The organism is Nostoc sp. LEGE 06077, assembly GCF_015207705.1.
Classification (GTDB): domain Bacteria; phylum Cyanobacteriota; class Cyanobacteriia; order Cyanobacteriales; family Nostocaceae; genus Nostoc_B.
In genome coordinates this window covers 53,869-66,837 of record NZ_JADEWI010000019.1, presented here as the reverse complement: position 1 = coordinate 66,837, position 12,969 = coordinate 53,869, and the positions used below count along the sequence as shown (strand labels likewise).

The following is a 12,969-nucleotide window of genomic DNA, read 5'->3' as shown; positions in this document are numbered from 1 at the left end:
ATAGCAGAGGACAGGTGAGAGGTGACAGAGTGAAAAGTCTTTTATCATCCAAGTTTTATCGTTTACCGATGTCCTAACTACCTGGACTTGATATTCAGCCTTTGAGCCATTTTTAAGTAGATTCTTTTAATTACAAGACTGAGTTAAAAATGCTTGAATACGGTTAACCAAATATTCCAGTTCGGAAATTAGTTCAGTACTGCCTCTACGTTCTTGATACACAGCCAGTTGTTCTAATTTTTCAGCCACTAAATGCATAGATTTAGCCCCGATATTGTTACTACTGCCTTTAATTTGATGGACTTGTTGCGCCATTTGCTGAAAGTCACTGTTTGCGATCGCCTCTTTAGTTAACTCTAAACGAACGTACATATCTTTAACAAAGATATCTAACAGTTGCTCTTCAAATTCAGAATCATTTTCGGAAAGTTGGTGTAAGTGTTCCCAATCAATAGGCAAGGTATCTAAATTTTCTTCATCTGGAGAAACTGCATTGTCAGAGGGAATTTCTGTAGTAATTGTTGTGAGAAACTGGCTCCAATGTTCCAAGACTGCGGCTAGATTTTCTTTCATCACAGGTTTACTCAGATAATCATCCATACCAGCATCTAAACATAATTGTTTATCTTCTTTCATGGCATTAGCTGTCATGGCAATGATTACCGGACGACGACGGTTAGCAAAATAACTTTCATACCAGCGATGAATTTCTTTTGTGGTTTCCAAACCATCAAGCACCGGCATTTGGCAATCCATCAAAATCACATCGTAAGGAATTTTTTCTAATAGTTGCAGAACTTCTTGACCATTAGCGGCAACATCGGCAGTGTAGCCCAGGCTTTGAAGTTGCTTAAGAGCGACTTTTTGATTGACTAAATTATCCTCAGCGATGAGAATTCTTAATTTAGAGGAGCCAGCCGCAAGATGAACGCGGCTATTTGGCAAATTTTTCATTTCTAACCCCTGATTACTTGGTAGATGCTGTTGTTCTGGTGGTGATTGGAACCCTAAAATATTTGTGAGAGTATCAAGGAGACGGGATGGCTTCACCGGTTTGACTAAATAAGCAGCAAATCCCATTGTGAGCGATCGCTGTATTTCATCCCGTTGCTGAGTAGATGTGAGCATAATTAAAGGTATCTCAGTCATAGCAGCCTGAGCCTTAATCGTTTCTGCCAACGCCATCCCATCAGTTTGGGACATCTGCATATCAATTAAAACAACATCATAGGGATTTCCTTGCTGGTCAGATGTTTCCATAGCCCTCAGAGCCACTTCTGCACCATCAGCTTTGTCTACCTGCATTCCCCAAAGGGTGGCTTGATAATCGATAATTTTGTAGTTAGTCTTGTTGTCATCCACTAATAGCAAGCGGCGATCGCGCAAAATTCCGCGATCGTCTATGGACGCAATCGGCTGGAGTTGTTTGGTAAAAGGAATCTCAAACCAAAATTCTGAACCTTTACCTAACTGACTTTCTACACCAATTTCTCCTCCCATCAAGGTAACAAGTTGCTTGCAGATCGCCAATCCCAAACCAGTACCACCATACTTGTATTTATTGGCAGTATGCACTTGGGTAAATGGGGTAAATAATTGACGTTTGTTTTCTGTCGTAATACCCAGACCTGTATCTATGACGGCAAAGCGGATCTTAGCTGTCGTGGTATTTTCCCAGCGCAATTCAGCTTTGACTATGACTTCTCCCACACTGGTGAACTTAATCGCATTACTAATCAGGTTCATCAAAATTTGTCGGAGGCGGCTAGCATCTCCTTGCAGGTGAGTCGGCACGTTGCGATAAATTAAAGCGGCAATTTCTAATTGCTTTTGATGAGCTTGGGGAGCTAATAAATCTAAGACTTCTTCTACACAAATTGATAAATCAAAATTGAGAGTTTCTAAAGTCATTTCCCCAGCTTCAAGTTTGGATAAATCCAAAATCTCGTTAATTAGGCTTAATAGCGCATTGCCACTAATGCGAATTGTTTCGATAAAATCTTGCTGTTCTTGGTTGAGGGGAGTTTCTAGCATTAAGCTAGTCATACCCAATACAGCATTCATGGGAGTCCGAATTTCATGACTCATATTAGCCAAAAATGCACTTTTGGTTTGAGAAGCTAATTCAGCTTGGCGACGAGCAACTTCCAGTTCTTCGCGTTGTTGAGTTTCTACGTTGAGTAATTGCGCTTGGGCTATAGCAATGCCTACTTGGTCAGCTATTTGGCGAAGAAGATGAGTTTCAAAACTTGACCATTGATGAGGAGAGACACACTGATGGACGATTAATAAACCACAGAGTTCATCTTTGACGAGTATGGGAATAACTAAATTGGCTTTTACTCCCAGCTGTTGCAATAATTGGAGATGACTTTGTTGAATGCCAAGGAAATCTAACTCAGCAATCACTGCCATCTGCTTTTTGCGGTATTGTTGGAGATAGTATTGTTGTTGATATTCTGTTTGTAAGTAAGAGTCAGCAATATTTTGTTCTTTAATTGATGTCAAGCCAGACACTACTGCCTCAATTAATATATTCTCAGAGCCAGCGAGGGACATCTGAGAAATTAAAACTCGGTCAGTTTGCAGAATTTTTTGGACTTCTTTGACAGTGATTGCCAGAATTTCTTCAATTTGCAAAGATTGCCGAATTTTTAAGGTAATTTCTGTAAATAGTTGCGATCGCAAGTTTTGCCGTTGTAGTTCTTCTTCGGCTTTTTTGCGTTGAATAAACTGTCCGACTTGTTCGCCAATAGAATGAATAATTTTGGCTAAATCTGGGTCATATTGCTGAATCTGATGGCTAAAACAGGTAATCACCCCAAAGATTTTTTGTTCACTACGAATTGGGAAACTAAAAGCGCCATGTAATCCTAATTGCATTGCAACTTGGCTACGCAAAAAATTGGGGTCGCTTACAACATCAGTTAACCAGGCAAGTTCACAACTAGCCCAAACACGACCAGGTAATCCAATTCCGGGTGCAAATGTGATTTGCTGACTCAGGGTTTTAAATTCTTGCATCTGTAAAGATTCACGATGCCACAAATCAAAAAAACTGAGGACATTTGCTTGCTGGTCAATCATCCAAATTTCACTCACATCCCATCCCAAGCTCTCACAAATAGCTTGGAGAATCTGGGGAATTGTTTGAGCGATGGTTGTCGACTCTGCTAAAACGCGGGTAATAGCATATTGTGCAATCAAATGCTGTTGTGCGCGTTTACTATCGGTAATGTCAATCCCTGTACCAATCACATATTCCACTGAACCTTCGTAGTTTTGCAGGATGGCATTTGACCAGGCAATCAGCCGCAGACTGCCATTTTTAGTTACCCAATAGTTTTCGTAATTTTGATAGCCTTGAGTATGATTACCTGCTTGTAACTGTGCAAACACTGCTTTGACTGGCTCTACTTCTTCTGGAATTAACAGCAAATTCCAGAAATATCTACCCCTAACCTCATCAAATGAGTAACCTGTGATTTGCTCACAAGCTTGATTAAAACGAACAATTTGCCCTTGAGCATCAAGCACTATTACCAAAGCACTGGCTGTATCCAGCACTGTTGAAATAAAGTTGCGCTCTTCTTTGAGAGTGTCTTCTAGCAACTTCCGCGTCATGAATTCACGATAAATTAGGTAGTAGAGCGCAGCCAAAATTACAAAGCTGAGACAAATAGCGAAAGCCAAGGTCAAAATCATGTAGTGAGCGCTGGCTTTCGCTGCTTGTGATTGCTGTTTTAATAATTTGTTTTCCTCTTTCTTTATCTCATAAATGACCTTGCGGATATCATCCATTAGGTTCTTGCCTTTATGGGTCAAGATCATCTGCAATGCGGCATCAAATCCCTGGTTCTGGCGCAAATCAATAGTTTGCTTCAATATAACTAGTTTTGCTGTTATCAGTTTTCTCAGGGTTAGTAACTGTTGTTGTTGATGAGGTTTATCTGCTGTGGAAAATTGCAGATTTGCAATTTTTTCATCAATCTTTGCGAGTGCTGCTTGATATGGCTGTAAATAAAGCTTGTCTCCAGTTAAAATGTAACCTCGTTGTCCAGTTTCAGCATCTTTCATTTCAGAAAGTAGCGCTTCTAAGCTATTAATTTGCTTTTGCGTTTGTTGAACTTGATTATTTGTATCAATAGTTACTTTTGTGCTGTGATAAGAAATTAGTCCTATAAAGACTAAAATTACCGAGGCTAAACCAAAGCCGCCAGCAACTTTTTTAAAAAAATGCTTATGTACCTTCTGTGTATGTTTGCGTTCCTTCGTTACAAGTACTAAATTTGCTAAATTACGCCGCATTTCCATTTGCTTGATGACTTGGCGGCCGAGAGTGCGTAATGCCTCTACCTGCTCAGGAGACAGATTTCGTGGTACACGATCAATTACGCAAAGTGTGCCTACAGCATAGCCTTCAGGGTTAATCAACGGCACACCAGTATAAAACCGAATATCGGGGTCAGAGGTAACTAATGGGTTTGTTGCAAAGCGTTCGTCAGCTGTTGCATCAGGTACAGTAAAAATGTCAGGCTGTAAAATAGCATGGGCGCAAAAGGCTAAATCTCTGTGTGTTTCTAGTGCATCCAGCCCGACTTTTGACTTAAACCACTGACGATTGCGATCAATTAAGCTGATTAAAGCAATCGGAGTTCCACAAATATACGATGCTAAATGAGTCAGGTCATCAAATGCTGCCTCAGATGGAGTATCGAGGATTTTATACTCTAAAAGCGCCTCTATTCTTTGCGCTTCATTATCAGGTAATGGTGCTTTCATCCTATTTTATTTATGAACTTACTTGTACACCTAGAGGACAGGAAATAAGTTTGGGAAAATTAGTTGTTTGCAAATAACTTAATTTTCTTAGTGGTGGGGTAGGGTGTGATTTAATGTTTTAATAAAACTTACTAATAAATAGACAATAACGGTTATCTGTTGTCCGTTCATAACTTAATTTATCGGCGATCGCTGACATAATTTTTAACCCGCGCCCTCTTTCTTGATCATTGTCTTCAAGTTCAGAGGTTTCGCGCAATTCTTTTTCTAAATCAAAAGGTTTTCCTTGAGAAAATATGCGGATTTCTATCTGTTGGTTTGATAAACAAACTTCTATCTCAATGGGAGTCTCTCTTGGTAAATTGTTGTGAGCATGTTCAACAATGTTAGCAAACCCCTCTATTAACAATGTTTGACATTGCCACCAAATTTTTTGATTAATCATCAATGTTTGATTGATTTGCTCAAACCAAGACAAAATCTCTGATGAGGCATTCAGGTCTGTATTGACTTTTAAACAAATTTTATGATCCACTTTGATTTTATTAAATGTTGAGCTTATATCATAAGCGGAACTTAATTTATTTAATTTGAGTATTTTCACTATACATTAATAACTAAAATATAGTTATTTTAAAATAAAGAAAAATATTTAATTATTATTCTATTTAGTAAGCTATAGTTTATGGTCAAAATTCTTGTTATTGATGATGACCCGATTGTTCAGGCAGTACTCAAAAGAACACTTCAAAATCAGGGTTATGATATCACTGTGGCTAAAAATGGCCAAGAAGGTATTACCCAAGCACGGTTACTTCGCCCAGCTTTGATTATTTGTGATTGGGTAATGTCACACTTAGATGGATTAGAGGTATGTCGACAAATTAAAGCAGATCCAGAGTTGGCTACGACTTTTTTTATTTTGCTAACGGCTAAGGGAGCCGCTAGGGGAGAAGAAGACGATAGAGTTAGGGGATTAGATGCGGGAGCAGATGAGTTTATCTCTAAGCCGATTGAGATGAATGAGTTAAAAGCCAGAGTTCGGGCCGGACTCAGGCTATATCAACTCAATCAGGATTTACAAAGTCAAAAACAAGCTTTAGAAATACTCAACCAAACTTTGCAAACCCAAAAGCAAATTATGGAAGCCGAATTAACCGAGGCGGCTGAATATGTGCGATCGCTCTTACCGCTACCACTGACGGGAACCGTAGCCACAGAAGCACTGTTCATTCCCTCTGCACAGCTAGGGGGTGATTGCTTTGATTATTACTGGCTCGATGATGAGCATTTGGCAATTTATCTGCTCGATGTATCGGGACATGGGGTAGGTTCGGCGCTGCTTTCGGTATCTGTGTTGAATATTTTGCGATCGCAATCTTTACCCAACACCAATTTTTGTCAACCCAGTGCAGTTCTCAAAGCACTCAATCATAACTTTCAAATGAGTAATCACGGTGCTAAATATTTCACTATTTGGTATGGGGTTTATCACCGCATTCAGCATCAACTTGTCTACGCCAACGCAGGGCATCCACCTGCTGTACTGCTATCTGGTCAATCTCAGACGAGCTTACAAGTTCAACAACTAACATCTTTAGATTTACCTATAGGTTTTTTGCCGGAAGTTGACTTTGCAGAAGCTATTTTTGATATTGCAGAAAACAGCACTCTCTACATATTTAGCGATGGGGTTTATGAAATCAAGCAGCCAAATGAAAATATATTAGGAATCGATGCTTTCATTGAAATATTAGTCAAATATAGCCAAACACATAATTGTCATCTCCAAAATCTATTAATGCAAATTATAACCTTAAATATTCAACAAAATTTGGAAGATGATTTGTCTTTGCTCAAAGTTTCTTTTGGTAATGCAACCTAACTCATATTTTTAATTGCTGAATATATCACATGGTTGTCAAAACTTGGCGTTTAAAATCCTCTTGATCGATAAAAGTTTGAAAAATTCGATCAATTTTAGTTAATTCAAATAACATCCTTACTTGGTCATTTACCGAACAAATGAATAGTTTAGTATTAGCAGTTTTGGCTATTTGCATTGCTGATACTAAAGACCCTAAACCAGAACTATCCATAAACTTGACTTCTTTCAAGTCAATCAACAAAATATCTGTACCCTTCTCCAGGATGTCGCTAATTTCACGACGCAAATGATTACCTTTAATACCATCTAAAATTCCAGATGGTTGAATTATCTCTATTCTAGAATTCATAATTTAACTGCCTTTTATTAGAGAGGATTGACACTTTTATATTTTGGCATTTGTATACTGTAACCGCAAGTCTTACGCTAAGTTAACTTTTGAGATAATAGTTGTTTTTTACTATTAGCCCATGCCGAAAAGAAATTAGCATTCACCCATTGCCGAGCAATTTCAAAAGCTTCAAAATAGCCATCTTTCTGACCTAATTCTCTAGCCCAAAACCGAGACAATACAAGAATAGCATCAAGTTGCATAAAGGCTTTGTTGTTTTCCGATTCATAACAACCAATAGCGGCAACTTTTTCTTCAATTACTGAAGTAATATCTACAAAAAAGTTTGGCTCAAATCCACGTAAGAATACGGGAGGTGCAGAATACCACAAGGGAAGATTTCTCCTGGTAGCAACATTAGAAACTGCGATCGCACATACTTCATGATCTCGATGTCCATATTTTTCTGGTTGTGGTGCGTGAGTAATAATTAAATCCGGTTGCCAGCGTCCAATAGCTTCTTCCGTAACTTTAATCACCGCTTGTGTAGAAAAATTACACTCTTCAAGAGCATAAAATTCATAAGTTGCACCGATGATTTTACCGGCTGCATCTGCTTCTTGGTGACGTGTACCTTTAATGAGCGAACTAGAAAGATTACCTTCAGTTAAAATCAGACAGCGAACATTCCATCCTGCTTGGGACATTAAGCGTAAAGTTCCAGCAGCAGGTAAAACTTCATCATCGGCGTGAGCATAAATTGTTAAGACAGTTTGCTGATCACAGTTGTTCAAACGTTGATAATTCATGAGTTTTTGAAACTGATTTTTGTTTATTTTTTAAGACTCTTTGGTTGGTTGCCAAACAGAGGCGCGAATGATGGCTGACAAAAGTAGCAAGTTATAGATAGCCCACACACTATTTAGTAGATGAACCCAAGGATTATTGAGATGACCAATTGCAAAGAGGAAAATACTCCATAATATTCCTAGAATAGTCAGAATAAAGACAAGTAATTGAGGCCAAACCATTCGCAGATAAATACCAGCTTGCCGCTGCTTAGGTGTAACTTGGAAGTTAATTTTCTGTCCAGTGAAGACACTCCAGACAGCTTGAATTAATAAGGGAAATAATGCGATCGCATATTGTTCAGAGCGCCACACTTCACCAGCCGGAATGCCCCAAGTTACCGCTAGGAAAGTCAGACGATTGAGAATAAAAGCTGGTAAAAAATGGAGAGCGAAATCAGAACCATAGGTTTTTACTGGAGCAATTTCGGTGAAGAAATAAATAATTGGACAAGAAATAAACACAAGAGTGGCAAAACCAGAAAAGTAGCTATACATCGTCTTAAAATATTGCAGACGTTGCCAAAATGTTAGCCCTGGTTTGGCAAAGGGATTTTCTCTGAGTAAAACTTGGATAGTTCCTTGCGCCCAACGCAGTCGCTGTTTTAAAGTAGAACTCAAATCATCGGGAGCTAAACCTTCTGCTAAAAGTTCATGATGATAAATAGATTTCCAACCACTACCATGCAGGCGCATAGCTGTATTCATATCTTCTGTAATACTATTGCTAGATACACCCCCAACTAATTGAAATTCCTCTAACCGTTTTTCATCTTTACTAAACTCATCAGCAAAATATTGCAGTCCTACATTAATTAGTGCTTCCCGGCGGAGAATGGCATTGGTTCCTGTATAAAAAGCCGCATTCATCCCATCTTTGCCTTGTTGCAGTGGCCCATAAAATAAACTCGCTTTATGCCCAAAAGGATCACCCGCCGGAATATTATAAAAATCTTGTGGTGTTTGGACAAATGCAATGCGGTTTTGTTCATACTTGCCACTTAAAAGATTATATGTGTAGAAATATGGCAAAACTCGCTTGAGAAACTGTGGTTTAGGGATATGATCTGCATCTAAAGTGAGAATGAATTCTCCAAAAGTTTCTCCAGAAAAAATGGCATAATTGAGATTACCTGCTTTTGCATGATGTGGTATACCAATGGGTTTAGGACGGGCAATATAATGAAATCGTGCTAGTTCAACTAATTCTAGTTCTTTGCGGTAAATAGCTTTTTCTAAAGCCTGCTTTTCAGTGTTGAGTTTTTCAGTAATACTTTGATTTTCTGGGGGCAACCACAAAATAAACTGTTGCAGACTTTCGACAACTAATTCACTGGATGTTTTCTCTAGATTTTGAATTGCTGATGATTCTTGTAACCACTTTTCAGCAGTTTGAAGATTAAAATTAAGTTTTTCTAGTTGTTGCAAGCGCTCGATTAAATGAGAGCGTTCAGCATCAATTCTGCTTGCTTCTTTTTGGAGGGGTGGTGATTGCAAATCGGCAATACATAACTTTTGTGTCATGGCACGAATTGCCGGTGAGTTGCCATCATCTAATACATAAACGTGCAACTTAGTAGCAGGATAATCTATAGCTAACGCGGACTGAGCAGTTTGTTCGATAATTTCTGCTGGCTCATTGTAGCAGGTGATAAATACATCTACTGTTGGCCAGTCAATTTGCGGCAGAGGTGGCATCATTTGGTCAAGAGACTTAACTTGTCTGACTAAAGGCCGCCATAAACCAATGACAAACATCACACCACCACAATAGCTATAAATTTCTGCTAATAGCAGCGGTATTGAAAGCCACAAAGCATCAAAATTAATCGAATGGGTGATGCGCCATTGTAAATACCAAAAGCCAAAAATTAAATTAATTTCGGCTAGATAGCGAAATAATAGAGTTCTTTTTTTGAGGATTGAGCAACTGTTACCAAAAAAGTTGACAGAATTATTAATAGATGCAGAATTCATGGGAACACCAAAAATAAAAAAACCGTCTAAAATAATCTCGAATCCTTACGATTTATCTGTGGGGTCAGTCCAAAATCTAAAATTATTTGACTTGATTATTTGGTAACTTTTGTATTTTCACTAGATGCCCAATAATTGCCATAACTATCAGAAATTAAGCGAATTTTGGGTTTAGCAATCCTGGGGAGACCGCGGCCGGAATCTCCTTGGGCGACAGTTTCCCACCAGGGAGAGTTAAGGGAAGTCGTTGGCGAAATTAAGGGTTGATGATTTGTGAGTGTGTACAGTAAGGATTGCAAAATCATGCTGTTGGTGCTGCTGGTGAAACCCACGGCTGTCTTACCTGTAGTTTCATAAAAGCCTTCGTAAAAACCTGTCAGCGGATTATATAAGTCAGTGGTTCCTTGCAGTAACTTTTGACTATATTGATTGTCTGGCAGTAGGGCATGATAGGCAAAAGCTACGGCTGTACTGACCATTCGCCCTTGAGGTAAAGTTTTTCCGTCATCGCCTATAGCTTCCCAAGATTTACCCTGGGCGGTAATGGCGCTATGGACTGTGTAAGGCTTGCGGTCAATTAAGGTAGTCGCCGAGGCTGTGAGAGTGCCAGTGCGGCGGTAGCGTTCGGCTTGGGCTTGGAAAATTGGCTCAAAGAGCGATCGCATTTTTGGATCTAAACCAAACTCTAACCCATAAAGAATGAAAGGATTGCTAACAGTATATTGATTGACTTTGGAGTTGGTATCTTTGCGTTGGCGCTGAGTTGGTATTTTCACTCCTTCTACTACACTAGTTTGATATTCACCGCCCACAGCGGAACCTTCTACGTCAAATCCCCACAATTGAAAAGCCCGCGCCGCATATTCTTCATAACCCAAACGAGTATCCAGGTTAACACGGGTCAGATATCGCCCTTGAGTATTTTTAATTACAGTCGCACTGGAGAGAACTCCATCCCGAACTATCCGCAGGTATGACCAATCCAAAACAATTTGATCAACGGCTTTGGTATATTCGGGATGATTGCTTTTTAAGTTATACAGCCCGGCTAAAAGTCTGCCAATATCCAGGGCTGACCAACCATTGCCTTCGATTACTGGGTTTCCGCCGTAATCTATAGGTTGGAGTGTCCGCGTATCATAACCGCGATTCGGTAATTCCCCAGCAAACAACGGTAGTTTTCCTAACGCTGCTAAAATATGGCGGGTGCGCTGGTCAAATTCTTTAGCAGAAATTACATCAAGCGATCGCGCGGTGTGCAGTGCGGCGAGATAATCTCCTAATCCCCACAGAGTTGCACCTTTAAAATCGCTGCGATCGTCAGTTAACCCATTCTTAGGATGATAATTTGCTTGAAAATACCTCCATGCGGCCTCTGCATAACGCCTTTCCACCACTGTTAAAGGTCGAGTTAATTTCAACTTAGATGCAGCATCTGGTTGATCAACTGGGGGAATCGGTGTAACCGCCACTTCCTCGACTTGAGAACTATTGGCTGGTGGCGTGGGAACTTTTACCTCCACCACTTTCGGAGTATTCCCAGATGTTTGCGGCGGATTTGTGGGTGTAGGTGTGGGAGTCGCCGCAGAAGTATTGTTACTTGGCGCTTTGGCTGTTGTATTTACATAACCAGCAATTAAAGAACGATTCCCTCTGGCTTTGTAGTACAAAATCTCTAAAATTAGCCCGTTAGTATTACCAGTTAACGCTTTATTTGGCTGCTTCGATTCCTCATAAATACCTGCATAATAACCACTGTCATCAGGACTGCGGAGATCCTTAACTGCATCAAACAGTTTTTGGGCGTAAGTATTATCTGGGTAGAGATAACGCCAACCAAAAGCAGCTTTTGTACTCACGCTGCGAAACTGGGGGTAAGGTTGGTTGTTGTCTGTAATTGTCGCCCAGGCGTTACCGTTGGCGTAAACAGTGTTATAGAGAAAATAAGGTGCTTGGTCGATGTTGTCTTCTGTGACTGCTGTTAACTGACCTGTAGCTTCGTAACGCCGCTTCTGCACTTCGAGAACTCTCGTAGCAAAATCGGCTAACTCACCTTGTAGACCAAATTCGATGCCATCTAAAATATAAGACTCGCTAACAACGTAATTGTTGGCGTTAGTACTTTGGAAATCACGGGTATCAACAGGAATTTGTACACCATTAATCTCAACCATTTTATAGGGTTCTAAAGCCAGCGCCTTGGGCGCAGCAAAACCCCAAAGTTGATATCCCCTAACGGCATATTCTTCGTAACCCAGTCGCCCTTCTTGGACTAATAATGTTTTACTATCTGGGAGAACAGTAGCGCCATAAAGTTGTCCATCTTTGAGCGATCGCGCTACTTGCCATTTTGCGACAATTCCTTTGAGCCAATCATTATATTGAGGATGACAAGTGCGAATGACATCAAAGGCTGCTAAAACCCGACCAATATCTAAAGCAGACCAACCAATACCGCGTTCAATCGGATTGTTGCCATAATCAACCATCTGTCCGGTAGCTGTGTTGTAAACTTTATTGGGTAAAGCATCTTCAAACAACTTGAGATTGCCCAAACCCGTTAAAAACTTATTCAGACGAGAGTCAAAATCTGCTTGGTCAGTGAGATTCATCCATCGCGCCGCATTCAACGCCATCAGGTAATTCCCCATATCCCAAAGTGTTCCCGAAGGATAACCCCCAGCAGCATTGGTCAATCCCGTTGCTGGCTGATAATTTTTGACAAAATACTGCCAAGCCGCACGAGCATAAATTTGTTCTTCAGGGGTGAGTGGGGCTGTAATATTGCTACAACTACTAGAATTTTGGGACAAGACTGGTGTCGGGATGTAAAACAATAATTGCAGAAATGTCCCAGCTAGGAACAATGCAATCCATTTCAACAGCTTTTGTTGATGGTGCTTGTATGGATACATAAATAAGGAGTTAGGAGCGTTATAGCGCGATCGCACAGATGAGTCAAGTAGCGCTAGTGAATGATATTCGTAAAAACTCTGAGTAGCAGGGTGAATAATACGGAAATTTTCTATATCGTCTTTTTAATAGGGTCTGTATACGGAAAAAGTTGATATTTTGCTCAGATAGAAATTTGATAGTGTTAGGTATGCTTATCCATAAGATACTTAGACGAAAATTTTATATTT

At 39.9% G+C, this 12,969-nt stretch carries 7 protein-coding genes; 1 reads left to right on the top strand and 6 read right to left on the bottom strand.

Going from position 1 to position 12,969, the window contains the following annotated elements; all coding sequences use genetic code 11:
* Positions 1-126: 126 nt before the first annotated feature.
* On the bottom strand, positions 127-4,782 hold the full coding sequence (locus tag IQ244_RS14845) for a response regulator (RefSeq protein WP_193895281.1): 4,656 nt from the start codon (positions 4,780-4,782) through the stop codon (positions 127-129).
* 118 nt (positions 4,783-4,900) lie between these two features.
* Positions 4,901-5,317, bottom strand: a complete 417-nt coding sequence (locus tag IQ244_RS14840) for an ATP-binding protein (RefSeq protein ID WP_193895278.1) — start codon at positions 5,315-5,317, stop codon at positions 4,901-4,903.
* Positions 5,318-5,467: 150 nt separating this feature from the next.
* Between IQ244_RS14840 and IQ244_RS14835 the strand changes: the two genes are divergently transcribed.
* The gene (locus IQ244_RS14835; protein ID WP_193895276.1) at positions 5,468-6,667 is read left to right on the top strand and encodes a SpoIIE family protein phosphatase; all 1,200 of its coding nucleotides are present in this window, start codon (positions 5,468-5,470) and stop codon (positions 6,665-6,667) included.
* A gap of 25 nt (positions 6,668-6,692) precedes the next feature.
* Here IQ244_RS14835 and IQ244_RS14830 read toward each other — a convergent pair whose 3' ends face one another.
* From IQ244_RS14830 to IQ244_RS14815, 4 genes are all read right to left on the bottom strand, one after another.
* A complete protein-coding gene (locus IQ244_RS14830) occupies positions 6,693-7,019 on the bottom strand; it encodes an STAS domain-containing protein (protein WP_193895274.1) in 327 nt (108 codons plus the stop codon).
* A gap of 77 nt (positions 7,020-7,096) precedes the next feature.
* Positions 7,097-7,810, bottom strand: a complete 714-nt coding sequence (locus IQ244_RS14825; protein WP_193895272.1) for a PIG-L deacetylase family protein — start codon at positions 7,808-7,810, stop codon at positions 7,097-7,099.
* 30 nt (positions 7,811-7,840) lie between these two features.
* Positions 7,841-9,826 (bottom strand): glycosyltransferase, encoded by a 1,986-nt coding sequence (locus IQ244_RS14820; RefSeq protein ID WP_193895270.1) that lies wholly within the window; start codon positions 9,824-9,826, stop codon positions 7,841-7,843.
* Positions 9,827-9,921: 95 nt separating this feature from the next.
* Positions 9,922-12,741 (bottom strand): DUF3131 domain-containing protein, encoded by a 2,820-nt coding sequence (locus IQ244_RS14815; RefSeq protein WP_193895268.1) that lies wholly within the window; start codon positions 12,739-12,741, stop codon positions 9,922-9,924.
* Positions 12,742-12,969: the final 228 nt, after the last annotated feature.